Genomic DNA, 26,149 nt, shown 5'->3' with positions numbered 1-26,149 from the left:
AGCTACTGAGCCGTGCCGCTAGCCTTGGCGCATCGATCGATGACGGAGGCGTGCATGAATCCCTGGCGCAACATCAGTCTGTGGATGGATCGAATCGACGATCCGCTGCAGGCGCGACCCCGCCTGCAGGCCGATCTGCAGGCGGACGTGGCGATCATCGGCGCCGGCTATACCGGGCTGTGGACCGCCTATTACCTCAAGCGCCAGGCGCCGCAGCTGCGCGTGGCGATAGTGGAGGCCGAGACCGCCGGCTTCGGCGCCTCCGGGCGCAACGGCGGCTGGTTGATGGGTAACCTGCTCGGCGAGGATCGCCTGCTGGCGGGCCTGCCTGCCGCCGAGCGCAAAGCTTCCTTCGATCTGCTGCATGGCATTCCCGACGAGGTGGCGCAGGTGGTGGCCCGCGAGGGTATCGACTGCGACCTGCGCCAGGGCGGGGTGCTCTACTGCGCGGCGCGCTATCCCGAGCAGGAAGTACGCCTGCGCGAGTACCTCGACGGCCTGCGCGCGCTCGGCCTGGGCGAGGACGACTACCGCTGGCTGGCGCCGAGCGAGCTGGCCGAGCAGCTGCGCCTGGCCAACGCCTACGGCGCGCTGTACAGCCCGCACTGCGCCACCATCGATCCGGCCAAGCTGGTGCGCGGCCTGGCACGCTGCGTCGAGGCGCTCGGCGCCCAGCTCTACGAACGCAGTGCGGTGATCGACTGGCAGCCCGGTCTGGTGCGCACCGCGCAAGGCAGCGTGCGTGCTGACTGGGTGGTGCCGGCCATCGAGGGCTACGCCGCCGGCTTGCCGCCGCTGGGCCGGCATCAGTTGCCGGTGCAGAGCCTGATCATTGCCACCGAGCCGCTGCCGGCGAAGGTCTGGGCCGACATTGGCTTGCAGCGTGGCCAGGCCTTCAGCGAGTTCAGTCGCCAGGTCACCTATGGCCAGCGCAGTCGCGACGACCGCCTGGTGTTCGGCGCGCGCGGCGGGTATCGCTTCGGCGGCCGCCTGCGCCGCGACTTCAACCTCAGCGACGACGAACTGGGCCTACGCCGCTATTTGATGGGCGAGCTGTTCCCGCAGTTGCGCGGCGTGCGGCTGAGCCACGCCTGGGGCGGCAACCTGGGCATGGCGCGGCGCTTCCAGCCGCATATGCTGCGCGACCTGAAGCAGCGCATCGCCCTGGCCGGCGGCTACGGCGGCGAGGGCGTCGGCGCCAGCAACCTGGGCGGGCGCACCCTGGCCGACCTCATCCTCGGTCGCGACAGCGAACTGCTGCGCCAGCCCTGGGTGCTACCCGACAGCCCGGTTTCCCGCCTGCGCCGCTGGGAGCCCGAGCCGTGCCGCTGGCTCGGCTATAACGCCATCATCCGCAGCTTCGTCCACGAGGATCGGGTGCTGGCCAATCCGCACAGCCCGGCCTGGCGCCGGCGTCTGGCGCAGGCCGTGGCCGAGCGCATGGAACGTCTGATGAGTTGAGGAGGGCTTCGATTGCTGGTGCGCACGGCCTAGGCGGCCCGGCTACACCCTGCGGGCGGGGTCAGCGAACCCGGCGCAGCGGGATCAGCTCGCTGGCGCGGGCGCGCAGCTGGCCGCAGCCGCCGTCGATATCCTGGCCGGCCGAGTTGCGCACCTTGGTCAGCACGCCGCGGCTGTGCAGGTAACGCACCATCTGCACGATGCGCTCTCCGTCCGGGCGCTGGTAGTCGTCGGCTTCCAGGCTGTTGTAGGGAATCAGGTTAAGCACGGCGAACTTGCCCTTGAACAGGCGCAGGATGTTGTCCATTTCCTCCTGGCTGTCGTTGATGCCCTTGAGCAGTGTCCACTGGTACTGGATCGGGTAGTCGATGCAGCGGGCGTAGGCCTCGCCCAGTTCCACCAACTGCTCGGGATCGATGCGCGGCGCCTTGGGCAGCAGGCGCTGGCGCAACTCGGCGTCGGTGGTGTGCAGAGACAGCGCCAGGGCAGGGCGCACGCGTTGCTGCGGCAGACGCTCGAATACCCGCGGATCGCCCACCGTGGAAAACACCAGGTTCTTGTGGCCGATGCCACCCTCGGTGCCGAGCAGGTCGATGGCCTCGAGCACGTTGTCGAGGTTGTGCGCCGGCTCGCCCATGCCCATGAACACCACCTTCTTCACCGGACGAAAGCGCCGGCCGAGGGCCACCTGGGCGACCATCTCGGCGCTGCTGAGCTGGCGCAGCAGGCCGCTCTTGCCGGTCATGCAGAACACGCAGCCCACCGCGCAGCCGACCTGGCTGGAAATGCACAGGCCATCGCGCGGCAGCAGCACGCTTTCCACCATCTGCTGGTCGGCCAGCTCCACCAGCAGGCGCGCCGAGCCGTCGGCGCCGGGATGCTCGGAGCGCAGCCGGGCGAGCTTATCGAGGTCGGCGGCAAGCGCCGGCAGGCCCTGGCGTACGGACAGCGGCAGGAAGTTCTCGGTCTTCTGGTGCTTGGTGCCGGTGTCCAGCGCCTTGCCCTGCAGCCAGGCGCGGGTGATCCGCCCGATGTGCTGGGGTTTGGCGCCAAGGGCGGCGAGGCGTTGGGTGAGATCGGCGAGCTGCATGGGGCGCGGATGCTATCAGGTGCCGGGGGCGTCGGCCACGTCGAAGCGCAGCACGCCGATCAGCTGCCCGGCCTCGGTAAGCACCTGCACCTGCCAGCGGCCCTGGGCCTCGGTGGGGAAGTTCTGCTTGTGGCTCCAGGCGCGGTAGCCCTCCTTGCGCCCGCCCTGGATATCCAGGGCGATGCGGTCGACCTCGCGGCCGTCGTGGCGCCAGACATGGTAGATGCGTTCGTTCAGCCCGCGCGGCGCGTTGATCGCGGTGTAGGCGTAGAGCCCGCCGGCGCTCAGTTGGGCCGGGCTGATGCGTTCGATCGAGCGCCCCGGCGAGCGCTGCGCCCCGTCGAACTCGGTGGTCACCGCCACCTCGTTCAGCCAGAGCGTGGCCGGCGGCACCCAGGTGCGTGCCAGCCAGCCGCCTGCGCCGAGGATCAGCGGCAGCGCGGCCAGGGCCACGGCGCGGCGCCAGCCGACGAAGCCGATCAGCCCGGGCAGGCTCGGCAGCGTCAGTAGCGTGGTCAGGACCAGGGCGACGCGGTAGCTCTGCGGGGTGCTGAGGTGGAAGATGATCGGCAGCGCGGTCAGCATCACCGCGAACAGCGCCAGGCTGTGAAACATCAGCAACAGCCAGCGCCGGGCCGCCAGCCAGCGGTAGTAGAGCGGATCGGTAATGGATATCAGCGCGGCGACGGCGAGCAGGCCGCTGAACAGCAACTGGCCGCTATTCCAGGTGGTGGTGATGAAGAAGAACGGCAGGACGAAGAACAGGCTTTCCTGATGGATCATCTGCGTCGCATAGCGCAGCAGCGGGATCGGCAGCTCGAAGCCGAAACGCCGGGCGATGTGCTCGCGCAGCAGGTTTTCCAGCATCAGCCACAACCAGCTGGCCAGCAGCACCACGCCGAGCACCTTGGCCAGATTGGCCTGGCGCTCGACCAGCAGGAAGCTGGCCAACCCCGAGCAGAAGCCGAAGGCGGCAACCAGGCCGGGGTAGCGACGGACCCAGGCGAGCAGGGTGGGGATGCGATCTAGCAGGATTTTCATGGCGGCGCTGTACGACGGCGTGGCCGCGCATGCTAGGGCCCGCTCCCCGGGGTGTCCAGCCCGGGCCGTGACTGCGCCGCGCTAACGGCCGTTGCCGCGGGGCGCCAGCGCTACGGCCTCGCCTGCCCGTTCAGCCGTCGGCTATCACTGCGCCTCGACGCTAACGGCCACCGCCGAGGTCATGCGCAGCACCAGCTCGCGGCCCAGGTACTCGGGTTTCATCTCGACGTCGGGGCGCACCTTGACGGTACGCTGGCTGCCGTCGGCGAACTGCAACGTGGCGGTACGCTGGGTGCTGTCCATGGCCTTGATCACCGCGGTGAGTTCCAGCGTCTCGGCCATCAGCAGGCCCGGCTTGCTGCCTTCCGGTGTGGTGGCCAGGATGCCGGCGGCGCCGTCTTCGCTGGTATCGCCCGGCTCGCGCAGCTGGACGATGCGTTCCAGGCCGATCATCGCGCGCACCTGGTCGCCGACCCTGAGCTGCTCGAAGTTGCGCATCTCCGGCGGTGCCTGCAGGGTGCGGCTGTGCCCCTGCTCGTCGGTGAGGGTAAAGCTGCGCGTGGCGGTATCGATGGCACTGACCTTGGCGTGTACCTCCTCGGTTTCGAGCACCGCGCCGCCGGGCTTGCCCGGTTCGAAGGATTCGCTGCGGTCATGCTCGCCGCCGAGCTGCTCCTCGGCCTGGCTATAACCGCCGTGTAGCAGGCCGGCGACGAGAACGGGGGCAAGGAAGCTGGATATCTTCATGGGCGGGCTCCTGCGAGAGGCGACGTGCTGCGTTTGCCGAAGGTGCTTGCCGCGCGCTCCGGCGCGGCGGCTGAAATCAGCCTAGCAGCGCTTGAGCAGGCGCGCCCCGTCGTCTCGGCGCTGCCCGCGGCGCGCGCTCGTGCTATCGTCGCGCCCCCGATCCAACCGGAAGCACGCATGAAATTCATCCATCAACGCGAACAGCTGAACGAGGGCGACCTGGTGGTCATCGAGTGTTCGCAGCCCTGCAATATCCGCCTGATGAACGACGCCAACTTCCGCGCCTTCAAGAACCGTGGCCGGCACAGCTACCACGGCGGCGCCTTTATCAAGTTCCCGGCGAAGATCCGCGTGCCGAGCAGCGGTTTCTGGAACATCACCCTGGATACCGTGAGCCGCCGTGCCGTCAGCGTGACGCGCAAGCCGCAGATGGAGTACTCGATCAAGATCGTGCGCAGCAGGGTCTGACGGCGCTCGGGCATAGTCCGGAAAGCGCGCAAGGCGTTTTCGATTGGCCAGGCAGCGGTGGGCAAACAGAGCGTTGCCCACCCTACGCAACGCGAGCCCGCGTCAGCCGTCGTAGCCCAGATTCGGCATCAGCCAGCGCTCGCTGACGGCGATGTCCTGGCCCTTGCGCTTGCTGTAGCTCTCGACCTGGTCCTGGTCCACCTTGCCGACGGCGAAGTACTGCGCCTCGGGGTGGGCGAAGTACCAGCCGGACACCGCGGCCGCCGGGAACATGGCGTAGTGCTCGGTGAGGAACACGCCGCTGCGCCCGGCCTGGTTGTAGCCGGCCTCGGGGTCGAGCAGCCTAAACAAAGTGGCCTTTTCGCTATGGTCCGGGCAGGCCGGGTAGCCGGGAGCGGGGCGGATGCCCTTGTACTGCTCCTTGATCAGGTCTTCGTTGGCCAGCTGCTCGTCGGCGGCATAGCCCCAGTACTCCTTGCGCACACGTTCGTGCAGCCACTCGGCGCAGGCCTCGGCCAGGCGGTCGGCCAGGGCCTTGACCATGATCGAGTTGTAGTCGTCGCCTTTGGCCTCGTAGGCCTTGGCCACTTCCTCGGCGCCGATGCCGGCGGTGGTGATAAAGCCGCCGACATAGTCGGTCTTGCCGCTCTCCTTCGGCGCGACGAAGTCGGCCAGTGACAGGTTCGGCTTGCCGTCCGCCTTGATGCTCTGCTGGCGCAGGTGGTGGAGCAGGGCGATGGGCTTGCCCTGGGCGTCGCGCAGTTCGATATCGTCGTGCGCCACCTGATTGGCCGGCCAGAAGCCGAACACCGCGCGGGCCTTGATCAGCTTCTCGTCGATCAGCTTCTTCAGCATCGCCTGGGCGTCGGCGAACAGCGCGCTGGCGGCTTCGCCGACCACTTCGTCGGTGAGGATGCGCGGGTACTTGCCGGCCAGGTCCCAGGAGATGAAGAAGGGCGTCCAGTCGATGTACTCGGCCAGGGTGGCCAGGTCGATATCCTCCAGCACCTGCGCGCCTATGAAGCTCGGCTTGGGCGCGTTGTAGCCGGCCCAGTCGAACTGCGGCTTGTTGGCGATGGCGTCGGCATAGCTCAGGCGTTCGGTGCGCGAGGCGCGCGCCGAGGTGCGCTCGCGCACCACCACGTATTCCTCGCGGGTTTTCTGCACGAAGTCGGCCTTGAGCTCCTTGGACAGCAGCTGGGTGGCCACGCCGACGGCGCGCGAGGCGTCGGTGACGTAGACCACCGCGTCGTTGCTGTACTGCGGGTCGATCTTCACCGCGGTGTGCGCCTTGGAGGTGGTGGCGCCGCCGATCATCAGCGGCAGCGTGAAGCCCTGGCGCTGCATTTCCTTGGCCACGTGGACCATCTCGTCCAGCGAGGGGGTGATCAGGCCGGACAGGCCGATGATGTCGCATTTCTCGGCAATCGCCGTCTGCAGGATCTTCTCCGCCGGCACCATCACGCCCAGGTCGACGATGTCGTAGCCGTTACAGCCCAGAACGACGCCGACGATATTCTTGCCGATGTCGTGCACGTCGCCCTTGACCGTGGCCATGAGGATCTTGCCCTTGGCCTCGGGTTTGTCGCCTTTCTCGGCTTCGATAAAGGGGATCAGGTGCGCCACCGCCTGCTTCATCACCCGCGCGGACTTGACCACCTGGGGCAGGAACATCTTGCCCGAGCCGAACAGGTCGCCGACCAGGTTCATGCCGCTCATCAGCGGGCCTTCGATCACCTCGATGGGGCGCGCGCACTGCTGGCGGCACTCTTCGGTGTCCTCGACGATAAAGGCGGTGATGCCCTTGACCAGCGCGTGTTCCAGGCGCTTGTTCACCGGCAGCGAGCGCCATTCCTCGTTTTCCACTTCCTTGGCGGCGCCGTCGCCCTTGTACTTGTCGGCGATGGCCAGCAGCGCCTCGGTGGCGCCGTCGTGGCGGTTGAGCACTACGTCCTCGACCGCGTCGCGCAGCTCCTTGGGGATCTCGTCGTAGATTTCCAGCTGGCCGGCGTTGACGATGCCCATGGTCAGGCCGTTCTGGATCGCGTAGTAGAGGAACACCGAGTGGATCGCCTCGCGCACCGGGTTGTTGCCACGGAAGGAGAACGACACGTTGGACACGCCGCCGGAACTCAGGGCATAGGGCAGCTCGTCGCGGATGTAGGCGCAGGCCTCGATAAAGTCGACCGCGTAGTTGTTGTGCTCCTCGATACCGGTGGCCACGGCGAAGATGTTCGGGTCGAAGATGATGTCTTCCGGCGGGAAGCCCACTTCGTTGACCAGGATGTCGTAGGACCGCTTGCAGATTTCCTTCTTGCGCGCGGCGGTGTCGGCCTGGCCGACCTCGTCGAAGGCCATCACCACCACGGCGGCGCCGTAGCGCTTGCACAGCTTGGCGTGGTGCTTGAACTGCTCGACGCCTTCCTTCATCGAGATGGAGTTGACGATGCCCTTGCCCTGGATGCATTTCAGGCCGGCCTCGATCACCTCCCACTTGGAGGAGTCGATCATGATCGGCACGCGCGAGATGTCCGGCTCGCCGGCGATCAGGTTGAGGAACTTCACCATCGCCGCCTTGGAGTCGAGCATGCCCTCGTCCATGTTGATGTCGATCACCTGGGCGCCGGCTTCCACCTGCTGCAGCGCCACTTCCAGCGCTTCGGTGTAGTTTTCCTCGCGGATCAGTCGGGCGAACTTGGCCGAGCCGGTGATATTGGTGCGCTCACCGACGTTCACGAACAGCGAATTGCGGTCGATGGTGAAGGGCTCCAGGCCCGACAGGCGGCAGGCGCGCGGAATCTCCGGGATCGCCCGCGGCGGGTACTTGGCCACGGCCTCGGCGATGGCCTGGATATGCGCCGGAGTGGTGCCGCAGCAGCCGCCGATGATGTTGAGGAAGCCGCTGGCGGCGAACTCCTCGACCACCGCGGCCATTTCCGCCGGGGTCTCGTCGTACTCGCCGAAGGCGTTGGGCAGGCCGGCGTTGGGGTGAGCCGAGACATGGGTGCCGGCCTTGTTCGACAGCTCTTCCAGGTAGGGGCGCAGGTCGGCGGCGCCGAGGGCGCAGTTCAGGCCCACGGAAATCGGCTTGGCGTGCGCCACCGAGTTCCAGAAGGCCTCGGTGGTCTGGCCGGACAGGGTGCGGCCGGAGGCATCGGTGATGGTGCCGGAAATCATGATCGGCAGTTCGATGCCGAGTTCCTCGAACACGCCCTGCACGGCGAAGATGGCCGCCTTGGCGTTGAGGGTGTCGAAGATGGTCTCGATCAGGATCAGGTCGGCGCCGCCCTCGATCAGGCCGCGGGTGGCCTCGGTGTAATTCTCCACCAGCTCGTCGAAGCTGACGTTGCGGTAGCCGGGGTCGTTGACGTCGGGGGAGATCGAGCAGGTGCGGCTGGTCGGGCCGAGCACGCCGGCGACGAAGCGCGGCTTGTCCGGGGTTTCCAGGGTCTTGGCATCGGCCACTTCACGGGCCAGCCGCGCGCCTTCGACGTTCAGCTCGTAGACCAGCGCCTCCATGCCGTAGTCGGCCTGGGACACCTGGGTGGCGTTGAAGGTGTTGGTTTCCAGGATGTCGGCGCCGGCATCCAGGTAGGCCTTCTCGATGGCCTGGATCACGTCCGGGCGCGACAGCAGCAGCAGGTCGTTGTTGCCCTTGACGTCTCTCGGCCAGTCGGCGAAGCGCTCGCCGCGATAGTCGGCCTCGTCCAGCTTGTAGCTCTGGATCATGGTGCCCATGCCGCCGTCGAGGATCAGGATGCGCTCCTTCAGGGCTTGCTGGAGGGCGTGGAGGCGGGCGCTGCGATCGGACATGGGAACTACCTGAGCAAAGCGGGAACAAAGGTGCGCGATGATAGCAAAGCTGCAGGGTTCTGGAGTGCCTGCGCCTTTTGCATGAATTGCGCTCATGTTGCAGGCGGCGACATCTGGCTAGAATCGCCGTTATCGTCATCAAGGAAGTTGCCATGCTCAAGCCCGCTGCCCTGTTTGTTCTTTCCTTCGCAGCCGGTCTGGCGCGGGCCGAGCCGATTTCCTACGCGAACGACGTCCAGCCCATCCTCACCCACAAGTGCGTGGCCTGCCACGCCTGTTACGACGCGCCCTGCCAACTCAACCTGGGCAGCGGCGAAGGGCTGATGCGCGGCGCCAGCAAGCAGCCGGTGTACGACGGCACGCGGACCAAGGCGCAAGCCACTTCGCGCCTGTACCTGGATGCCCAGGGCGAGGCCGCCTGGCGCCAACGCGATTTCCACTCGGTGCTCGGCGACGGGAACGGCCAGGCCGCATTGCTCAAACGCATGCTGGAACTGGGGCGCAGCCAACCGCTGGAAGCGGGTGCCAAGCTGCCGGAGGCCCTGGACATCTCCATCAACCGCAGCAACAGCTGCCCGCTGCCCGGCGAGTTCGCCGCCTATGCCAAGAAAAATGCTCACGGCGGCATGCCCTTCGCCGTCGCCGGCCTGAGCGACGCCGAGTACGCCACCCTGCAGCAATGGCTGGAGCAGGGCGCGCCGGTGACCGAGCAGGCCCTGTACCCCAACGCCACCGAGCGTCGGCAGATCGCCGAGTGGGAGGCCTTCCTCAACGCCCCCGGCGCGCGGCAGAACCTGGTATCGCGCTGGCTCTACGAGCACCTGTTTCTCGCCCATCTGCATGTCGACGGCGGCGAGCCGGGGCATTTCTTCCAGCTGGTGCGCTCGCGCACGCCCAGCGGCCAGGCCATCGATCCGATTGCCACGCGCCGCCCCAACGACGACCCGGGCACCGCGTTCCACTATCGCCTGTGGCCGATCCAGGGCGTTATCGTGCACAAGACCCACATCACCTATCCGCTGAGCAGCGCCAAGCTGGCGCGGGTCAAGGAACTGTTCTTCGCCGAGGACTGGCCGCTGGACGCGGTGCCCGGCTACGGCGCGCAGCGCCGCGCCAACCCCTTCGAGACCTTCGCCGCGATCCCGCCGCGGGCGCGCTACCAGTTCATGCTGGATAACGCCGAGTACTTCGTGCGTACCTTTATTCGCGGCCCGGTGTGCCGCGGACAGATCGCCACCGACGTGATCCGCGACAATTTCTGGACACTGTTCCAGGACCCGCAGCACGACCTCTATATCACCGATGCCGACTATCGCGCCCAGGCCACGCCGCTGCTGGCGATGCCCGGGCAGTTCGACGAGATCGGCGACCTGCCCGGGCTGTGGCGCAATTACCGGGACAAGCGCAACCACTATGAGAACCTGCGCAAGGACGCCTACGCCGACGCGCCGCCGGCCGACTGGGCGCATATCTGGCGAGGCAACGACAACGCGCTGCTGTCGATCTTCCGTCAGCACGACAGCGCCTCGGTGCGCAAGGGGCTGCTCGGCGAGATCCCGCAGACCCTCTGGTGGATGGACTACCCGCTGCTGGAGCGCACCTACTACCAGTTGGTGGTCAATTTCGACGTGTTCGGCAACGTCTCGCACCAGGCGCAGACGCGCCTGTACTTCGATCTGATCCGCAACGGCGCCGAGGTCAACTTCCTCCGCCTGTTGCCGGCCCAGGCGCGCAAGGGCTACCTGGACGACTGGTACCAGAACAGCGGCAAGCTGAAGATGTGGCTGGATTACACCGCGGTCGACTACCGCACGCCCAGCGCGCTGGCGCTGGACGGCGGCGACCCCAAGCGTCAGTTCGCCGAGCAACTGCTGCAGCGCCTGACCAAGCTCAATGCCCGGCCCGACCCGATCAACCGCTGCACCGGCGCACGCTGCTACCGCGAGGGGCTGGCGGCGGAGCTGCAGCACGCCGAGCAGGCGCTGGCGCGCCTGGCCAGTCGCCCGGCCGGCGGCCTGCGGGTGATCGAGCAGCTGCCGGAGGCGACCCTGTTGCGGGTCGAGCTGAGCGACGGCTCGCGCGAGGTCTACAGCCTGCTGCGCAACCGTGCGCACAGCAACGTGGCCTTCATGCTCGGCGAAGAGCTGCGCTACCAGCCGCGCCTGGACAGTCTGACCATCTACCCGGAGGTGCTGAGCAGCTACCCGAACTTCCTGTTCAGCCTCAAGGCCGAGGAGATGGACACGTTCGTCGCGCAAATGGAACGCGCCGCCGATGCCAAGGCCTTCGAGCGCATCGTCGAACGCTGGGGCATTCGCCGCAGCCACCCCGAGTTCTGGCGCTATTTCCACGACCTGGCCGAGCATATCCGCGAGACCCAGCCGCTGGAGGCCGGCGTGCTGGACATGAACCGCTACCAGAACCTGTAGCTTGGGCTTCGTCAGCTCGGCACCCACCTGTGGCGACCAACCTATCCCGGCGGTCGCCATAGCTGCAATTAATTCCTACTAATTTGCTTGGGCTTTAACCGCGCAACGCACTGGCGTACACTGCGCCCATGTTTGCGAGGAGTTGCCATGAGCGCCATCACCATTACCCAAGCCGCCGAAGACTACCTGGCCGAGTTGCTGAGCAAGCAGGACACGCCGGGCATCGGTATCCGCGTGTTCATCACCCAGCCGGGCACGTCCTATGCGGAAACCTGCATCGCCTACTGCAAGCCGGGTGAGCAGAAACCTGAAGACACCGCCGTCGGCCTGGCCAGCTTCACCGCCTGGATCGACGCGGTCAGCGAGCCCTTCCTCGAAGACGCCGTGGTCGACTACGCCACCGACCGCATGGGCGGCCAGCTGACCATCAAGGCACCGAACGCCAAGGTGCCGATGGTCAACGAAGACAGTCCGCTCAACGAGCGCATCAACTATTACCTGCAGACCGAGATCAACCCCGGCCTGGCCAGCCATGGCGGCCAGGTGACCCTGGTCGACGTGGTCGACGAAGGCATCGCCGTGCTGCAGTTCGGCGGCGGCTGCCAGGGCTGCGGTCAGGCCGACTACACCCTCAAGGAAGGCATCGAGAAAACCCTGCTCGAGCGCATTCCCGAACTCAAGGGCGTGCGCGACGTGACCGACCACAGCAACCGGGAAAACGCCTACTACTGAGGCACCCAGTTGCGAGTCAAATGAAAAGGCGACCCCATGGGTCGCCTTTTTGCTGCCTGGCTGGGTGCATCGGCTTAGCCGGCGGCCTCCAGCAGGCCACGCCTGGCCGGCAGCAACATCAGCATGGCCAGGCCTACCAGGGGCAGGATAATCAGGTTGATCGCGTCCCAGCCAAGGCCGCTGATCAGCGCGCCGGCGGTGAACGCGGCACAGGCCGCCATCAGGCCGTTGAGCAATTCCATCAAGCCCTGGGCCTGGCCACGTTCCGTGTCGCTGTGGCCTTCGGCCAGCAGGGTGGTGCCGGCGACCAGCATCAGGTTCCAGCCCAGCCCGAGCAGCAGCGAGCTGAGCAGAAAGTGCAACTGCTGCAGGCCGGCCAAGGCTATGGCGGCACTTGCCAGCATTATCACCCCGCCCAGCACGGCTACCCGCCGGCTGCCGAGGCGATCCACCAAGGGACCCGCCAGAAAGGCCGGGAGGAACATGCCGAGCATGTGCCATTGAATCACCTGGGCGCTGCTGGCCAGGCCAAATCCGCAAAGGTTCATGGCCAGGGGCGTGGCATTCATCACCAAGACCATCAGCCCATTGCCAATCGCCGTGGTGGCGATCGCCGCGCGTACCACCGGGCGGCGCAGCAGCAGTCTCAGCTCACCGAGGCCAGCTTTGGCCCGGCGCGGTGCAGTGCCCTCCGGTAGCTTCATCATCAGCAACGCAGCGAGCGCTGCCAGGATCGCGATCAGCAGGTAGGCACCGACAAAAGGCGTGCTCAGGGCGGAGCGCGCCCACAGCGTCATACTCGGTACCAGCACGGCCGCCAGTACGCCGCCGCCAATCACATAGGCACTGGCGCGGCCCTTGTGCGCCTCTTCGGCGGCCTCCAACGCGGCAAAGCGGTAGTACATCGCCGACGCCTGATAGACGCCAATGGGCAGTGCACCCAGGCAGAACAGGGCGAAATCGGCCAGCCAGACGCCCAGTGCACTGAGCAAACCGCCCACCACGCCGGCACCGGCGCCGAGCAGCAAGCCAGGGCGACGACCATGGCGCTGCATAAACAGCGACAAGGGTTGTACGGCGAACAAGTTGCCCAGCATCCACAAGCCCAGTGGCAGGGTCGCCAGGGCATTCAAGGGGGCCAGTTGCAGCCCCACCAGCGCGGTCAGGGTGATCCCGATCATCGAGCAGGACCAATACAGTGCCTGGCCGGCAAACAGTATGCGGATCGAAGGGTTACGTATCAGCAGCATCAGCTGGCTCCAGATAACAGCTAGGGTCTCGAGGTATCTTGCTTCTAGTCGCAGTCGGCGGACTTGAGCACGCGCTGACAGGAGGCCGGGAAACGCTCCAGCTTTTCGGCTGGACGGATCGGTCGCCTGACCAGTTCGCCGCCACAGTTCGGGCAGCTGCCGTGCAGAACCCGCTCATTGCAGGCACTGCAGAAGGTGCACTCGAAGGAGCAGATCAGTGCGTCCAGGCTGTCGGCCGGCAGGTCGCGGTCACAGCATTCGCAGTTGGGGCGCAGTTCAAGCATGGGCGTTCTCCTGGCGCTGGCCGAAGCGCTGCAGGTAGTCCTGCGGACTGACGGCCAGGTGTTTGTGAAAGCTGCGCCGCAGGTTCTCGGCATGACCGAAGCCGGTCAGCCGCGCCACCGTGGCGATCGAGGCCTGGGCGTCCTGCAGCAGGTTGCGTGCGGCCTCCAGGCGGACGCGCTCGACGTAGCGGCCCGGCCCCATGCCCAGTTCCTGGCTGAACACCCGCGACAGGGTGCGCGGGGTCATGCGTGCCTGGGCGGCGAGCGCCTCGAGCGACAGGTCGTCGCCGAGGTGGGCGGGGATCCATTCGAGCAGGGTCGCCAGGCGCGGCACGCGGCTTGGCTCCGGGCTGAGCAGGGCGCTGAACTGTGCTTGTCCCCCGGGCCGGCGCAGGAACATCACGAGGCGGCGAGCGACCGCCAGGGCCATGGCCCGCCCCAGATCGGCCTCCACCAGCGCCAGGGCCAGGTCGATACCGGCGGTGACCCCGGCGGAGGTGAAGAGGTGCGCGGCACCGCCCAGGTCGTGCGGGTCATAGGTGTGCAGGCAGTCGCCCAGCACCTCCACCTCTGGATAGCCCTGACGCAGGGTCTCCACGTCGGCCCAGTGGGTGGTGGCGCGGCGCCCGTCGAGCAGACCGGCGGCGGCGAGGATCAGTGCGCCGGAGCAAACCGAACCGAGCCGGCGCACGCGCGGCTCGTTCTCGCGCAGCCAGGCCAGCAGCGGCGCATTGGCGCATTGCCGGCTTTCGCCCAGACCGCCGGGAACCAGCAGGGTATCCAGGGTTGCGCCGTCGAGCTGGCGCCAACTGCCGTCGGCCACCAGCTGGAAACCGGCGGAGGTGCTCACCGGGCCGGCCTCGTCGGCCAGCAGGCGAATGCGGTAGCAGGGCGGCAGGCCCTGGCGCTGGCGTTCGACGTTGGCCGAGGCGAATACCTGCAACGGCCCGCTGACGTCCAGGCTCATGACGTCGGGGTAGATCAGGCAGGCGATGGTTCTGAGCGCATCCATAAGGGCCTCCTTGGGAATTGGAGGCAGTCTGCGCCGGCAGGATCATGGCAACAAGGACAATAAGCCCACAGATATTGCCAAGGGGTAGCAAAACTCAGGGGGCGCCGGGCGGCGCCCCGAACGGGCTTACTCCGGCATGCTCCAGGGCGCCAGGTCGAAGCCTTGGCGACGCAGTTCCTCGCGGGAGCGCTGCAGGGCATCGGCCAGTTGTTGCGGGTCGCTGTAGGTGGCGCTGGACAGCTGGGTGCGGCCGAGCAGGCGGGTGCTGGTGCGGTCGATGACGCTGATGCTGACGACGCCGGTGCCGTCCTGCTGGGCCCAGGCCACGCACTGGAACGGGCGGAAGGCGCGATCGGCAATCAGCAGGGCTTCGTTAAAACGCAGCGGGGTGTTCATGGGGTCGGTATCTCCGAGTTGATCCCAGCAATAATGGCGGCCAGCGGTTTATTGAGTTGGCCTGTCAAAGCTGTTGATGAACGCAGTCGACCTATAAGTCACACGGTACCGAAAAAAGTTTTAACGCAGTTCGCAAAAGTGTCCGGTAAAGAAGTTTTAACGTCCTGCCCTTTACAACTTTCTGCCGCGAAAGTTCCTTTTTCCTGTTTCGCTCTACCGGCTGCAGGCCCGGAACCGCGCGCCCTGTGGCTCAGGGCGCAGCATTGCGTTGATGGCGATAAGCGCTCACCGCCTCATATACCGCCTGGCGCAAACGGTTGATACCGCCAATCGGCCGATGTTCCGGCAGGGCATGCCAGGGATTGAAGGACAAATTGTCGCAGAACAGATTCTGTTCGCGACTATCGAAGTCCTGAGCCGGCACGCTGATACGTGCCACGCTTTCGAATGGCGCGATCTTTTCGTCCCACTCGACGCTGGTGTCTTCGATGGGCATGTAGTACTGCGGATTCTGCCTTTGCACCTGCAGTTCGAAGCAGGCCGGCGCGCGATCCAGCGACAGTTGCTGGTACAGCGCGTTGCGCAGGAAGTTGGGCAGGGCGCTGTTCTGCTCCGGCAGTTGGTAGGGTGGACAGTGCTGTGGCGCCGGCACCACCCGGTACTTGATGTTGTGCGGGCCGAGCTTGAACGGCGCGATGGAGTTGTAGGTGGTCGCCACCGGGCTTTCCGGCGCCGGCGCCAGGGTTTTCAGGGCGATGATCAGGTGGCGGATTTCCCAGCTGCGCGGATCCCAGCTGGGCAGGAAGGCCAGCACCTTCTTGCCGTCGGCCTGGGCGGCGAAGTTGCTGCGGTATTCGGCCACGTCGCGCACGAAGAACACCGGATGGTTGAACATCACGAAGTCCTGTTCGCCGGCATGCGCGGGGCTTTTCATCAGCTTCTCGCCTGGTACCTCGAGCAGCTTGATGGCCATGCCGCGGGCATCGCGGGCGCGGTCGAACTGCGGGTAGGCGTTGCCGTTGGACAGGCGCATCCAGGCTTGCCAAGTGTGCCCCGGCTCGCTGAATACGCCATGACGTAAGCTCTCGTCCAGATCTTCCAACACCTGCACTTCGGCCTTGACGCAGCCATGTGCCTTGGCGTGGGCATCGCGCAGCACACGGGTGTTGTCGCGGTGCTGTTCGACGATGCGCACGGCGTCTTCGATGATCAGTCGGGTCAGCGCCGCTTCGCCCGGCGGAATCTGTTCTTCGCTGGAGACCGGGCCGGAGAATTTCCAGGCGTAATAGAGTTCACCCAGCGCCCAGGCGAGGCCGGCGAGGATGAGCAGCAGGGCCAGCAGCCGGCCGAACAGACGGCAGAACCACAGCCAGAGCGTTTCGAGCATCGGATGTCTTCCTTCAGTCGGGTTCAGTTCAGGCCCGCGCACTCGGGCCCCGGTGTCCAGGCCTTGGCCGGCACGTTGCTGAGCTGGCTTTCCAGTTCGGCGTTGCCGAGCACCTTGAGGTACTCGATCAGCGCCAGGCGTTCCTCCGGCGCCAGGGCGCGACCGATCACGCCCTGCTGGCGGCAGCCGTCGCGGAACTCGTGGCCGCCGTTGCCGTTGCCGGTGATGCGGGTGTCGAACAGGAAACCGCCGGGGAAAGGTTCGCTGCGGTAGCCGACGCGCACCGGGTCGAACTCGAAGTTGCCGACCCAGAACTGCGTCTGCCGTTCGTACACCGGCGACAGCAGCTCGAACAGGTTGGCCACCGAGCCGTTGTGCAGGAAGGGCGGGGTGGCCCAGATGCCGTCCAGCGGACGGGCCTTGTAGCCGCGCTTCTCCTGCACGCCGATGGACAGCCCATAGCCGTCCATGCGCCAGCGCTGGCGCGGGGAGATACCGGCGTCCTGATAGGCGCGGTTTTCCACGTAGGCGGTGATATAGGCCAGGCCCTTGGCGCTGGAGATGCGTTTGAAGTCGACCTCGTCGAGGCTGGCGCCGAACAGCTGGACGTCCAGCCGCGACAGCTCCGCCTTGGTCCAGCCCAGGCGGCTGATGTCGAAGCGGTGGTCGGCGATGTTGTCGGCGGTGGTCGGGTCGGTGCCGACGATGGCAGTCGGCACGATGCGCATCTTCCATTCCGGGTCGCGCGCCGGCGCCAGGCGCTGGTCGCGCGGCTTCGGATCGGGGGCGTGGCAGTAGGCGCAGTTTTCCGTGTACAGCGCCTTGCCGCGACTGGCCAGCGGCAGGTCGAGCTGGCCGAAGACGGCCTGCGGCCACTTCGGCGGCTGCAGTTTCTTCAGGGTTTCTTCCAGGGTATGCAGGTCGTGCAGGCGCACGCTGGAGGCATAGCGCTCGGCCTCGGCGACGCCGCGTCCTTGCTCGTCGAGCAGGTGCAGGCTGGCGCCGACGCCCAGCGCCTCGCCGACGTTGCGCGCCATAGGCTGCATCGCCGAGCCGTTCCACTGCACCCAGTCGAACTTCCAGATGTCCCACAGCTGCGGGTAGCTCACCGGGGCATTGGCGATGCGGTAGTTGGCCTCGTCGAGAGCGTCACCGAACACGGTATTGGCAATGCGACCGAAGGCATCGGTGCGGCCGAAGCCTTCCTCGGTGGGATACAGGCCGCGGTGCCAGTCGTTCTTCGCCGTGGCCAGCAGGCGATCGAGCACCTGCTTGAAGTCCTTGCGCAGTTCGTCACGCCCCTGCGGGTACTGCTCGCCGAGCACTTCGCGGGCGAAGCGGCGGAACTTCAGCGGGTTGTAGTAGGTGAAGGCCATGCTCATGCCCAGGGCCTGGCCGAAGCCGCCGCCGCGCAGGGTCGGCACGGTGGAGGCCAGCGAGTGCAGGGCGGCGCCGCCGTCGATGCGCACCGCCTGGCCCTGGTAACGCAGCTCGCCGGTGTGGCAGGCGGCGCAGCTGATGTCGAGGAAGTGCTCGCCGCTTTCGTCGTCCTGGTGGCGGGCGAAACCCACCGGCAGGTTGCCGGGGTTGAGGGGCGTGGCGCGCTGGTTCGGGTCGGTGAGAAAACCGAAGCGGGCGAGGTATTCGGGGCGGGCGAACTTGGCGCTGCCGAAGGGCATTTCCAGGGCGTTGAACCAGGCGTAGCGCAGGCCTTTTACCGTGGTGCCCTGGGGTGTGTAGTAGTAGGTCTGACGTTCCTCGTCGCTCCATTGCTCGAGGTAATGCAGCTGGCTGGGTTGTTCGAAGGTCGGCAGGTTGGGGTTGGCGATGTAGTAAAGCACCACCGCCAGGCCGATCAGCGCCAGCAACAGGATGAGTTTCAGGGTACGACGGAGCAGACGCATCAGAGACTTCCTTGTGGCGTTCTTATTAATGGGCTTGTTATGCCAATACCGCAGGCGCTTGGCAAGTTGCCATCTTGACGGCTAAGAGAAGTTCGCCATAACCAGCCAGAACAAGTGATATAGAGAAATGTTCCAAGCGGCGTCAAAGTTCTTGCTAGCGTTACATCTATGTGCGCCAAATCATTGTTTTTATTGGGATTACAAAATAATGGCGCCAAGGATGGGATATGTTGGAGGCTGTATCCGTCGCATCCCGCCAGTTACTGGTGATCGACCCCTGTGACGAGTGCGAACGCCTGCTGCCACGTGTGCAGGCCGCCGGCTGGGCACTGCGCGGCTGTCGCCTGGACGAGTGCGACAGCCTGCACGGCGATGTCGTGCTGATCCGCCTGGGCGAGGCGCTGCTGCTACAGCCGCAGGGACTGCTTGCGCTGTTGCGGCGCAGCGCCGCCAGTTGCGTCGCCTTGCTCGATGGGCCGAGCCTGGCGCGGAGCGAGGTCGCCGAGCTGATCGGCGAATGGTTCTTCGCCGCCCATGCGCTGCCGTGCGAGGCCGAGGTGCTGCTCGAGTCGCTGGCGCAGGCGCAGGCCACCACGCGCCTGCGCAGCCTGCAGGGCGAGCGCCACCCCCGTCAGTTTCTCGGCAACAGCAGCCAGACCCGCGCACTGCGCAAACAAATCGAGCGCTGCGCCGGGCTGGAGGCGCCGCTGTTGCTCACTGGCGAACGCGGCAGCGGCAAGGCCCTGCTGGCGCGCCTGCTGCACGAGCGCTCGGCGCGCGCCGGCAAGCTCTATCTGCGTTTCGACTGTGCCGCGCCGCCCGCCGCACAGCTCGAGGCCCGTTTGTTCGGCGAAGGAGGCGCCCTGGCTGCAGCGGCGGGCGGCACCCTGGTGCTGGAGGGCGTCGATGCGCTCGACGGCACCGGGCAGCGCCGCTTGCTGCAGCATCTGCAGGCGCATCCGGGCCTGCACCTGCTGACCATCAGCCGCGGCGAGCTGGAGGAGGCGGTGCGCCAGGGCCGCTTGCGCGACGACCTGTACCGCCTGCTGGCCAGCCAGCAGCTGCAGACCACGCCGCTGCGCGAGCACCGCGGCGACCTGCTGCTGCTGGCCGAGTATTTCGCCAAGGTCTATGGCGCGGTCATCGGTCGGCGCCATCGGCGGTTCAGCGACGAGGCGATCGACGCCATGGCCGAGCACCTGTGGCCGGGCAACGTGCGCGAGCTGTGCAATCGGGTGGTGCGCGCCCTGGTGCTGGCGCAGGGGCGGCAGATTCTCGCCCGCGATCTCGGCCTGGAGCCGGGGCAGGAGCAGAGCGCGGCGGTCGCCACCCTGGCCGACTACATCCTGCGCGCCGAGCGCCAGGCGCTCAACGACGTGCTGGCACGCTACGCCAACAATATGAGCCAGGCGGCGCGCAGCCTGGGTATTTCCCGCCCGACTTTCTATCGGTTGCTGCACAAGCACCGCCTGCGCTGACCCGCCGCGGCTGTATCGCTGGCGAAACACTGCTAAGGTGCACGGCGCACCATCTTGCCAAGGAGATCGCCATGCACCCGTTCGACGCCGAGAAACCGCCGCAACTGGCCATGCTGCTGGGCTATGCCGGGCTGGTGCCCTTCGTCAGCGGGGCCTTGGGGATCTGGGTGATCCCGCTGGGCTGGCGGCCCTTCGTGCTGGCGGCGCTGCTGGATTTTGCCGCGGTGATCCTCGCCTTTATGGGCGCGATCCACTGGGGCCTGGCCATGCGCGCGGAGGAGACCAACGAGAATGCCCAGCTGCAACTGGGCCTGTCGGTGATTCCGCCTTTGCTCGGCTGGGCCGCGCTGGCCAGCGGTCTGCCCATGGCCCTGGCGCTGCCGATCTTCCTCTTGGCCTTTATCGGCCTCTATCTGGCCGACCTGCACGCGGTCAAGGTGGGGCTGGCGCCGCAGTGGTATCCGGCGCTGCGCACGCCGTTGACCCTGGTGGTCTGCGCCAGCCTGCTACTGGCCTGGGCCAGCGTGCTGATCCGCTGAGTCCAGCAGCGCCTCGACCCGTTCCAACGCGGCCTGGCGGCGTTGCGGCCAATCGCCGGACAGCTCGCAGAATGGCTGGCGGTTGTCCACCAGCCACTGCCGGCAGGCGCGCTGGAAGGCCAGGCGCTCGTCCAGCTGCGGCTGGCAGCGTTGGCCGTCGTCGACCCAGGGCACGCCCTGCGGGTCGAGCAGCAGGTGCAGGTCGTAGCGGCGCGCGCGCAGTTCGTGTTCCAGCCACGGCGGGCAGTCGCCGAACAGGCAGCGGCTCCACAGCAGGTTGCTCAGCAGGTGGGTGTCGAGGATCAGCAGCGCCGGGCGTTCGGCCCGCGCGGCATCCTCCCAGGCCAGTTGGCCGCGGGCGATGGCCGGGATATCGGCGTAACAGGTGTCGCGCCGCTCCCGCTCGATGAAATGGCGCACGTACTCGCCCACCACCAGGCCGCCGAAGCGTGCCTGGATCTCGGTCGCCAACCAGCTCTTGCCGCTGGATTCAGGGCCGGTCAACACCAGTACCTTCATGCGCTGGCTCGCAGCGCCGGGGCGTGACGCCAGCTCAGCCAGCCGCTGACAGCCAGCGCGGTGAAGGCGGCGTACAGGCCGGCGGTCAGGTACAGCGCGCTGTGCAGGAAGAAGGCGACATAGCACAGGTCCACGACTATCCACAGCGCCCAGCACTGCAGACGCTTCTGCGCCATCCACAACTGGGCGATCAGGCTGAAGGCGGTGAGCGTGGCGTCCAGCCAGGGCGAACTGGCGTCGGTGTGGGTGGCCATCAGGTAGCCGAGCAGCAGGGCTCCGCCGGCGCCGGCGCTCAGTCCGACGGCCAGGCCGGAAACACTGAGGCTGCTGACTTGGCGTCCGTCGTGATGCTCGCCCCCGCGGGTCCATTGCCACCAGCCGTACAGCTGCAGGCCGGCGAACAGCAGCTGCAGCAGCAGATTGGAATACAGCCGCCAGTCGAAGAACAGCCAGGCATAGAGCAGCACCATGATCAGGCCGATAGGCCAGCACCAGGGGTTTTGTCGTACCGTCAGCCAGACCGCGACGATGCCGAGACCGGCGGCGATGAGTTCGAGCCAGGACATCCAAGCTACTCGGGAGGGAAAGGGGGGGCGATTGTAGCGATCCGCCCGGCGTTCAGCACGCCAGGGTGTCGGCCAGGCGATAGAGCATCAGCAGCTTGCGGGTGATGGTCTGCTGGATGTCCTCGCGTTCGAAGCTGGACAGCCGCGGCAGGCGCGCCAGTTGCAGACGATGCAGGTGGATATAGGGCATCTGCTGGTCGAACTCGCGCAGATCGCCCTTCATCAGCACCGGCAGGAACACATCGCCGACCTTCTTCTGGTTGCTGATGATCTGCGCCAGCGCCGGCTTGAAGGCCATGGTCTTGGGCGCCGGGCCGCCATCCCGGAGCTGGGTGCCGAGCAGCAGGCCGGGCTTGCCCAGCACCTTGCCCGGCAGCACGCACAGACCGGTCTTGCGTATGGCCTGGCTGTCGATGCCGTGCAGGGTGTCGTGGAAGGCGTAGGGGTTGGGCAGCACAACCATCTTGCGCCCGAGGTCGCTGGGGAAATGCAGGCTGTAATTGGTGTACAGCTGGCCCACCGACTCGGAATAGACGCACAGGCGGTTCTCGAACAGCTTGATGAAGCGCTCGGCCAACTCTCGGCGGGCCATGCTGTCGAGGTCCCAGATCAGGTCCTGGTTCTGCGGCCGACTGAAGTCGACCTCCTGATGCTCCATGCTGCTCATGCGGGCCTCACACGCGGAACTGTCCCAGCAGGCGGCCCAACTGGTCGGCCAGCTGCTTGAGGTGCTGGCTGGCGGCGTTGGACTGCTCGGCGGCCTCGGCGGTGTTGTGCGCCAGGCCGGCGGTCTGGGTGACGTTCTGGTTGATGTCTTCCACCACATGCGACTGCTCCAGGGTGGCGCTGGCGATCGAGGCGTTGAGCCCGGTCAGGTTGCGCAGCGATTGTGCGATCTGCACCAGGCTTTGACCAGCCTGGCTGGCCTGCTCCACGGTCAGTTGCGAGGCGCGGCTGCTTTCGTGGATGACCTTGACCGCCGCCTCGGAGTTGCCCTGCAGGCGTTCGATCATGCCCTGGATTTCCGCCGTCGACTGCTGCGTGCGCTGCGCCAGCAGGCGCACCTCGTCGGCCACCACGGCGAAACCGCGGCCCTGTTCACCGGCCCGCGCCGCCTCGATGGCGGCGTTGAGCGCGAGCAGGTTGGTCTGCTCGGCGATCGAGCGGATCACCTCGAGCACGCTGCCGATCTGCGTGCTTTCGCTGGCCAGCGACTGGATCACCGCCACCGCCTTGTCGATGGTGGCCGACAGCTGGCCGATCTGGCGCAGGCTGGCCTCGATGTTCTGTTGGCCCTGAGTGGCCTGTTCCTCGGCGGCGTGCACCTCGCTGGAAGCGTGCTCGGCGTTCTTCGCCACGTCCTGCACGCCGTAGGTCACCTGGTTGACCGCGGTGGCCACCAGCTCCATCTGCTGCGCCTGCTGTCGGCTGTGCTGCTGCGCCTCGCTGGAAATGTCGCCGAGCGAGCGCGCGGCCTGATCCAGCGAGCCGGCCGAGTCGAGCAGCTGGCGGATGACGCCGCGCAACTTGTCGGTGAAGGCGTTGAAATGGCTGGCCAGGGCGGTCAGCTCGTCGCGCCCGTGGGTATCGAGGTTGCGCGTCAGGTCGCCTTCGCCGCTGGCGATATTGGCCATGGCGTCCACCGCCGCCTGCAGCGGCTGGGCGATGCTGCGGGCGATCAGCAACACCAGGGTGGCGAGCAGCAGGGTGATCAGCAGACCGATGCCCAGGGCGCGCAGGGCCTGTTCCTTGAACACCGCCTGGACGTCGTCGACATAGACGCCGGAGCCGATGATCCAGCCCCAGGGCTGGAACAGTTCGACATAGGAAATCTTCGGCACCGGCTCGCTGGCGCCCGGCTTGGGCCAGCGGTAGTCGACCTGGCCGGCGCCCTGGCTGCGGGTGACGGCCACCATCTCGTTGAACAGCGCCTTGCCGTCCGGATCCTTGAAACCGGAGAGGTTCTGCCCCTCCAGCTTGGGGTTGGTCGGGTGCATGATCATCACCGGAGTCTGGTCGTTGATCCAGAAGTACTCCTGGCCGGCGTAGCGCAGCCCGCGGATCAGCTCCATGGCCTGTTTCTGCGCGTCCTCGCGGCTCAGGCTGCCGGCGCTCTCCAGGCCGTGGTAGTGCTTGAGGATGCCGGCGGCGCTCTGCACCACGTGCTCGGTCTTTTCCGCCTTGCCGGCATACAGGTCGAGATTGATCTGGCGCAGCATATAGGCGCCGAGCAGGATCAGGGTCAGGATGGCCAGCGCCAGGATCAGCCACAGGCGCCGGCTGATGGGAAGACTACGTAAGCTGTTCATGGACGAGTTCCTGATTCTTGTTGTTGTCGGGCTCGAAGCGGCCTGGCCGGGCGGCGCGAACTGCTGGTCACGACGAGGCATTCTTTACTCTAGTTGTCTGATAGCATTTCGGCCGCTCGGCGTAAAACCTGAGTTTGCACCGAGCTAGAGGGGGCGGGGAACCTCTGGGGCGCCTCCGTGTCCCAGCGCACGGCACAGCGTTCGACTGTGCCGGCCTATTTACTTGTGCGGCGTTCGCCGCGATTTCTGGGGGAATTCGATGGACTTCTGGGCGGCCATGCAGGCCTTGATTCTGGGCATAGTGGAGGGGCTGACCGAGTTCCTGCCGATTTCCAGTACCGGACACCTGATCGTGGTCGGCGACCTGCTGGACTTCAACGGCGAGACCGCCACCGCGTTCAAGATCATCATCCAGTTGGGCGCCATCCTGGCGGTGATGTGGGAGTTTCGCCAGAGGATCTTCGACGTGGTGCGCGGGCTGCCGAGCGAGCCGCAGGCGCAACGCTTCACCTTCAACCTGCTGCTGGCCTTCATTCCGGCGGTGATCCTCGGTCTGGCCTTCGCCGATCTCATCGAGCACTGGCTGTTCAACCCCATCACCGTGGCCACTGCCTTGATAGTAGGCGGCATCGTGATGATCTGGGCAGAGAAGCGCGAGCATGAGATCAAGGCCGAAACGGTCGACGACATGACCTGGAGCCTGGCCCTCAAGGTCGGCTTCGCCCAATGCCTGGCGCTGATTCCCGGCACCTCCCGCTCCGGCGCCACCATCATCGGTGGACTGGTGTTCGGCCTGTCACGCAAGGCGGCCACCGAGTTTTCCTTCTTCCTGGCCATGCCGACCATGGTCGCCGCAACCGTCTACTCCCTGTTCAAGTACCGCGACATCCTGCAACTGAGCGACCTGCCCACCTTTGCCATCGGCTTCGTCACCACCTTTATCGTGGCGATGTTCACCGTGCGGGCATTGCTCAAGTTCATCGCCAACCACAGCTATGCCCTGTTCGCCTGGTACCGCATCGGCTTCGGTCTGCTGATCCTCGCCACCTGGCAACTGCAGCTGATCGACTGGAGCACCGCGCAGGGATGATGGCCAAGGAGCGCGCGGGGCGCCTCACCAGCTGGAACGACGACAAGGGCTTCGGCTTTATCCAGCCGCAGGGCGGCGGCGCCGAGGTGTTCGCGCATATTTCGGCGATGCGCGGTGAGCGGCGCCCGCAAGTCGGCGACAGCCTGCTCTATGTCGAGGGGTGCGATGCCCGCGGCCGGCCGCGGGCCGAGCATATGCGCCTGGCCGGCTCACCGAGTCTGGACCGGCCGGCGATCCGCCGCCAACCCAGGGCGCCGCGCCAGCCTGCAGGGGCGCGGGCGGCGCGCGGCGCGGCTCTAGGCGTTCGCAATCCGGGGCTGAAGCTCGCGCTGTTCGCCGCGCTCTGCGCGTTACCGCTACTGGGGGCCCTGCAGTCGCTCGGCGCCGGGCTGCCGTGGGTGCTGCCGCTGTACCTGGCGGCCAGTCTGCTCGGCTTGCTGCTGTACTGGCTGGATAAACGCAGCGCCCAGGGCGGCGGCCGACGCATCCCGGAAAACACCCTGCACCTGGTGGAGCTGGCCGGCGGCTGGCCCGGTGCGCTGCTGGCGCAACAGTTCCTGCGCCACAAGACGCGCAAGGCTTCCTACCAGACGGTGTTCTGGCTGATCGTCGCCGCTCATCAGGTGTTCTGGCTCGATTGGCTGCTGCTCGATGGCGCCTATATCGCCCGCCATTTACCGCTGTTCGTCCAGTAGCAGCCCCGGCTGCAGGCGCTTGGCCAGCTTGCGCACCACCAACTGGTGCGAGCGGGTGAGCAACCGCCGCAGTTCGGCTTCGCCCAGCGGCGGCTGCCGCCCGCTCATGCTGATCCAGTGTGCCCGCGCCAGGTACGGGGCCGGGCGGATGCCGGGGCGGTCGACGAAGCCGAGGAACAGGTCGCCGTCCACCTTGAACGCCAGGTCTTCGCCGAGAAAATCGAGGATGGCGAACATCTTGTTGCCGGCCACCGAAAATACCCGGTTGCGGCCCCACTTGAGGTCTTCGCGGACGCCGGGCAGGGCCAGACAGAAGGCGGCGATCTGATCGGAGGTCATTTCCGGCTCCAGGGCGGTTGGCGGAGGACTAAGCTGGCAAGTCTATCCACCCACCTGGGAGTGCACCATGTCGCTGTCCATGTACCACGCTTCGATTCCGGTTTTCCTGCGCATGCTCGGCAATCTTGCGGCGATTCTCGACAAGGCCGAGCAGCATGCCCACGACCACAAGATCGCCGCCGAGGTGCTGCTGAGCGCCCGCCTGGCGCCGGACATGTACCCGCTGACCCGCCAGGTGCAGATCGCCAGCGACGCGGTCAAGGGCTGTGCGGCGCGCCTGGCGGGGGTCGAGGTGCCCAGTTTCGCCGACACCGAGAGCAGCTTCGCCGAGCTGCAGGCGCGCATCGGCAAGACCTGCGACTTTCTGCGCAGCGTCAGCCCGCAGCAGCTCGATGGCAGCGAAAGCCGCGCCGTCAGCCTGAGTTTTCCCGGCCTGGAACTGCGCTTCAGCGGTCAGGACTATCTGCTCAATTTCGTCCTGCCCAACTTCTATTTCCACCTCAGCATCGCCTACGCCATCCTGCGCCATAACGGCGTGCCGCTGGGCAAGATGGATTATCTCGGTCACCCCTGAGGCATCCTGTATCTGCAGTGGCGGCG

General features: G+C 66.6%; 23 protein-coding genes and 2 pseudogenes. 9 read left to right on the top strand and 16 right to left on the bottom strand.

The window, feature by feature from the left end; translation table 11 throughout:
* Positions 1-54 precede the first annotated feature (54 nt).
* Positions 55-1,461, top strand: coding sequence for an NAD(P)/FAD-dependent oxidoreductase (locus AC1G9C_RS11725; protein ID WP_480410271.1), 1,407 nt, complete (start codon positions 55-57; stop codon positions 1,459-1,461).
* Between the two features lie 61 nt (positions 1,462-1,522).
* Here the strand turns inward: AC1G9C_RS11725 and AC1G9C_RS11720 are convergent, their stop codons facing one another.
* The 3 genes from AC1G9C_RS11720 to AC1G9C_RS11710 form a co-directional block, all read right to left on the bottom strand.
* Positions 1,523-2,551 (bottom strand): RNA methyltransferase, encoded by a 1,029-nt coding sequence (locus AC1G9C_RS11720; RefSeq protein ID WP_397498429.1) that lies wholly within the window; start codon positions 2,549-2,551, stop codon positions 1,523-1,525.
* A gap of 15 nt (positions 2,552-2,566) precedes the next feature.
* Positions 2,567-3,592, bottom strand: a complete 1,026-nt coding sequence (locus AC1G9C_RS11715) for a DUF5924 family protein (RefSeq protein WP_480410270.1) — start codon at positions 3,590-3,592, stop codon at positions 2,567-2,569.
* 144 nt (positions 3,593-3,736) lie between these two features.
* A complete protein-coding gene (locus AC1G9C_RS11710; protein ID WP_021443919.1) occupies positions 3,737-4,339 on the bottom strand; it encodes a hypothetical protein in 603 nt (200 codons plus the stop codon).
* A 177-nt stretch (positions 4,340-4,516) separates the two neighbouring features.
* Here AC1G9C_RS11710 and AC1G9C_RS11705 point away from each other — a divergent pair, with 177 nt between their 5' ends.
* Positions 4,517-4,807 carry a DUF1883 domain-containing protein gene (locus AC1G9C_RS11705; protein WP_122107959.1) on the top strand — a complete coding sequence of 97 codons (291 nt, stop codon included), beginning with the start codon at positions 4,517-4,519 and terminating at the stop codon, positions 4,805-4,807.
* A gap of 102 nt (positions 4,808-4,909) precedes the next feature.
* Here AC1G9C_RS11705 and metH read toward each other — a convergent pair whose 3' ends face one another.
* A complete protein-coding gene (gene metH / locus AC1G9C_RS11700) occupies positions 4,910-8,620 on the bottom strand; it encodes a methionine synthase (protein ID WP_480410269.1) in 3,711 nt (1,236 codons plus the stop codon).
* 152 nt (positions 8,621-8,772) lie between these two features.
* On the opposite strand from metH, the gene AC1G9C_RS11695 reads away from it, so the two are divergent.
* Both AC1G9C_RS11695 and nfuA read left to right on the top strand, forming a co-directional pair.
* Entirely contained in the window at positions 8,773-11,049 is a 2,277-nt protein-coding gene (locus tag AC1G9C_RS11695; RefSeq protein ID WP_480410268.1) for a fatty acid cis/trans isomerase, read from the top strand.
* A gap of 147 nt (positions 11,050-11,196) precedes the next feature.
* Positions 11,197-11,781 carry a Fe-S biogenesis protein NfuA gene (gene nfuA / locus AC1G9C_RS11690; RefSeq protein WP_021443630.1) on the top strand — a complete coding sequence of 195 codons (585 nt, stop codon included), beginning with the start codon at positions 11,197-11,199 and terminating at the stop codon, positions 11,779-11,781.
* 74 nt (positions 11,782-11,855) lie between these two features.
* Here the strand turns inward: nfuA and AC1G9C_RS11685 are convergent, their stop codons facing one another.
* From AC1G9C_RS11685 to AC1G9C_RS11660, 6 genes are all read right to left on the bottom strand, one after another.
* The gene (locus AC1G9C_RS11685; protein ID WP_480410406.1) at positions 11,856-13,028 is read right to left on the bottom strand and encodes an MFS transporter; all 1,173 of its coding nucleotides are present in this window, start codon (positions 13,026-13,028) and stop codon (positions 11,856-11,858) included.
* Positions 13,029-13,075: 47 nt separating this feature from the next.
* Entirely contained in the window at positions 13,076-13,315 is a 240-nt protein-coding gene (locus tag AC1G9C_RS11680; protein ID WP_480410267.1) for a DUF1272 domain-containing protein, read from the bottom strand.
* A complete protein-coding gene (locus AC1G9C_RS11675) occupies positions 13,308-14,327 on the bottom strand; it encodes a GlxA family transcriptional regulator (protein ID WP_480410266.1) in 1,020 nt (339 codons plus the stop codon). The genes AC1G9C_RS11680 and AC1G9C_RS11675 overlap by 8 nt, the downstream gene beginning before the upstream one ends.
* A gap of 126 nt (positions 14,328-14,453) precedes the next feature.
* Positions 14,454-14,723 (bottom strand): hypothetical protein, encoded by a 270-nt coding sequence (locus tag AC1G9C_RS11670; protein ID WP_021443626.1) that lies wholly within the window; start codon positions 14,721-14,723, stop codon positions 14,454-14,456.
* Between the two features lie 250 nt (positions 14,724-14,973).
* Positions 14,974-16,110: a catalase family protein gene (locus AC1G9C_RS11665; protein ID WP_457787296.1), complete on the bottom strand. Its 1,137-nt coding sequence runs from the start codon at positions 16,108-16,110 to the stop codon at positions 14,974-14,976.
* Positions 16,111-16,133: 23 nt separating this feature from the next.
* Positions 16,134-18,014 (bottom strand): di-heme-cytochrome C peroxidase, encoded by a 1,881-nt coding sequence (locus tag AC1G9C_RS11660; protein WP_457787295.1) that lies wholly within the window; start codon positions 18,012-18,014, stop codon positions 16,134-16,136.
* Positions 18,015-18,241: 227 nt separating this feature from the next.
* On the opposite strand from AC1G9C_RS11660, the gene AC1G9C_RS11655 reads away from it, so the two are divergent.
* Positions 18,242-19,492 (top strand): sigma-54-dependent transcriptional regulator, encoded by a 1,251-nt coding sequence (locus AC1G9C_RS11655; protein ID WP_457787294.1) that lies wholly within the window; start codon positions 18,242-18,244, stop codon positions 19,490-19,492.
* A 71-nt stretch (positions 19,493-19,563) separates the two neighbouring features.
* Positions 19,564-20,031, top strand: coding sequence for a DUF3429 domain-containing protein (locus tag AC1G9C_RS11650; protein WP_457787293.1), 468 nt, complete (start codon positions 19,564-19,566; stop codon positions 20,029-20,031).
* On the opposite strand, the gene AC1G9C_RS11645 is transcribed toward AC1G9C_RS11650, so the two are convergent.
* The 5 genes and pseudogenes from AC1G9C_RS11645 to AC1G9C_RS11625 form a co-directional block, all read right to left on the bottom strand.
* Positions 19,999-20,550 carry an AAA family ATPase gene (locus AC1G9C_RS11645; RefSeq protein WP_457787292.1) on the bottom strand — a complete coding sequence of 184 codons (552 nt, stop codon included), beginning with the start codon at positions 20,548-20,550 and terminating at the stop codon, positions 19,999-20,001. The genes AC1G9C_RS11650 and AC1G9C_RS11645 overlap by 33 nt on opposite strands.
* Positions 20,547-21,116 carry a nicotinamide riboside transporter PnuC gene (pnuC, locus tag AC1G9C_RS11640; RefSeq protein WP_480410265.1) on the bottom strand — a complete coding sequence of 190 codons (570 nt, stop codon included), beginning with the start codon at positions 21,114-21,116 and terminating at the stop codon, positions 20,547-20,549. Before pnuC ends, AC1G9C_RS11645 begins: the two co-directional genes overlap by 4 nt.
* A gap of 52 nt (positions 21,117-21,168) precedes the next feature.
* Positions 21,169-21,783, bottom strand: a complete 615-nt coding sequence (locus AC1G9C_RS11635) for a hypothetical protein (protein ID WP_457787290.1) — start codon at positions 21,781-21,783, stop codon at positions 21,169-21,171.
* Positions 21,784-21,790: 7 nt separating this feature from the next.
* Positions 21,791-22,381: pseudogene (locus AC1G9C_RS11630) on the bottom strand (methyl-accepting chemotaxis protein); the annotation flags it as partial.
* Between the two features lie 315 nt (positions 22,382-22,696).
* Positions 22,697-23,335: pseudogene (locus AC1G9C_RS11625) on the bottom strand (cache domain-containing protein); the annotation flags it as partial.
* Positions 23,336-23,684: 349 nt separating this feature from the next.
* On the opposite strand from AC1G9C_RS11625, the gene AC1G9C_RS11620 reads away from it, so the two are divergent.
* Both AC1G9C_RS11620 and AC1G9C_RS11615 read left to right on the top strand, forming a co-directional pair.
* Entirely contained in the window at positions 23,685-24,515 is an 831-nt protein-coding gene (locus AC1G9C_RS11620) for an undecaprenyl-diphosphate phosphatase (protein ID WP_397498416.1), read from the top strand.
* Positions 24,512-25,210, top strand: a complete 699-nt coding sequence (locus AC1G9C_RS11615) for a DUF1294 domain-containing protein (protein WP_480410264.1) — start codon at positions 24,512-24,514, stop codon at positions 25,208-25,210. Before AC1G9C_RS11620 ends, AC1G9C_RS11615 begins: the two co-directional genes overlap by 4 nt.
* Here the strand turns inward: AC1G9C_RS11615 and AC1G9C_RS11610 are convergent.
* A complete protein-coding gene (locus AC1G9C_RS11610; RefSeq protein ID WP_122107948.1) occupies positions 25,190-25,549 on the bottom strand; it encodes an MmcQ/YjbR family DNA-binding protein in 360 nt (119 codons plus the stop codon). The two genes, AC1G9C_RS11615 and AC1G9C_RS11610, sit on opposite strands and share 21 nt — an antisense overlap.
* Positions 25,550-25,616: 67 nt before the next feature.
* On the opposite strand from AC1G9C_RS11610, the gene AC1G9C_RS11605 reads away from it, so the two are divergent.
* Entirely contained in the window at positions 25,617-26,123 is a 507-nt protein-coding gene (locus AC1G9C_RS11605; protein ID WP_480410263.1) for a DUF1993 domain-containing protein, read from the top strand.
* Positions 26,124-26,149 lie beyond the last annotated feature (26 nt).

The organism is Pseudomonas sp. ABa2, assembly GCF_056676075.1.
This window is presented reverse-complemented; position numbering and strand designations above follow the sequence as displayed.

Bases quoted from the DNA above. Each gene is read 5' to 3' on its own strand.
- AC1G9C_RS11620 (WP_397498416.1), top strand. From the start codon at position 23,685: ATGGACTTCTGGGCGGCCATGCAGGCCTTGATTCTGGGCATAGTGGAG.
- AC1G9C_RS11715 (WP_480410270.1), bottom strand. From the start codon at position 3,592: ATGAAAATCCTGCTAGATCGCATCCCCACCCTGCTCGCCTGGGTCCGT.
- AC1G9C_RS11695 (WP_480410268.1), top strand. From the start codon at position 8,773: ATGCTCAAGCCCGCTGCCCTGTTTGTTCTTTCCTTCGCAGCCGGTCTG.
- pnuC (WP_480410265.1), bottom strand. From the start codon at position 21,116: ATGTCCTGGCTCGAACTCATCGCCGCCGGTCTCGGCATCGTCGCGGTC.
- AC1G9C_RS11605 (WP_480410263.1), top strand. From the start codon at position 25,617: ATGTCGCTGTCCATGTACCACGCTTCGATTCCGGTTTTCCTGCGCATG.
- AC1G9C_RS11675 (WP_480410266.1), bottom strand. From the start codon at position 14,327: ATGGATGCGCTCAGAACCATCGCCTGCCTGATCTACCCCGACGTCATG.
- AC1G9C_RS11680 (WP_480410267.1), bottom strand. From the start codon at position 13,315: ATGCTTGAACTGCGCCCCAACTGCGAATGCTGTGACCGCGACCTGCCG.
- AC1G9C_RS11665 (WP_457787296.1), bottom strand. From the start codon at position 16,110: ATGCTCGAAACGCTCTGGCTGTGGTTCTGCCGTCTGTTCGGCCGGCTG.
- AC1G9C_RS11720 (WP_397498429.1), bottom strand. From the start codon at position 2,551: ATGCAGCTCGCCGATCTCACCCAACGCCTCGCCGCCCTTGGCGCCAAA.
- AC1G9C_RS11670 (WP_021443626.1), bottom strand. From the start codon at position 14,723: ATGAACACCCCGCTGCGTTTTAACGAAGCCCTGCTGATTGCCGATCGC.
- AC1G9C_RS11635 (WP_457787290.1), bottom strand. From the start codon at position 21,783: ATGAGCAGCATGGAGCATCAGGAGGTCGACTTCAGTCGGCCGCAGAAC.
- AC1G9C_RS11655 (WP_457787294.1), top strand. From the start codon at position 18,242: ATGTTGGAGGCTGTATCCGTCGCATCCCGCCAGTTACTGGTGATCGAC.
- AC1G9C_RS11610 (WP_122107948.1), bottom strand. From the start codon at position 25,549: ATGACCTCCGATCAGATCGCCGCCTTCTGTCTGGCCCTGCCCGGCGTC.
- AC1G9C_RS11650 (WP_457787293.1), top strand. From the start codon at position 19,564: ATGCACCCGTTCGACGCCGAGAAACCGCCGCAACTGGCCATGCTGCTG.
- metH (WP_480410269.1), bottom strand. From the start codon at position 8,620: ATGTCCGATCGCAGCGCCCGCCTCCACGCCCTCCAGCAAGCCCTGAAG.
- AC1G9C_RS11660 (WP_457787295.1), bottom strand. From the start codon at position 18,014: ATGCGTCTGCTCCGTCGTACCCTGAAACTCATCCTGTTGCTGGCGCTG.
- AC1G9C_RS11710 (WP_021443919.1), bottom strand. From the start codon at position 4,339: ATGAAGATATCCAGCTTCCTTGCCCCCGTTCTCGTCGCCGGCCTGCTA.
- nfuA (WP_021443630.1), top strand. From the start codon at position 11,197: ATGAGCGCCATCACCATTACCCAAGCCGCCGAAGACTACCTGGCCGAG.
- AC1G9C_RS11615 (WP_480410264.1), top strand. From the start codon at position 24,512: ATGATGGCCAAGGAGCGCGCGGGGCGCCTCACCAGCTGGAACGACGAC.
- AC1G9C_RS11705 (WP_122107959.1), top strand. From the start codon at position 4,517: ATGAAATTCATCCATCAACGCGAACAGCTGAACGAGGGCGACCTGGTG.
- AC1G9C_RS11645 (WP_457787292.1), bottom strand. From the start codon at position 20,550: ATGAAGGTACTGGTGTTGACCGGCCCTGAATCCAGCGGCAAGAGCTGG.
- AC1G9C_RS11725 (WP_480410271.1), top strand. From the start codon at position 55: ATGAATCCCTGGCGCAACATCAGTCTGTGGATGGATCGAATCGACGAT.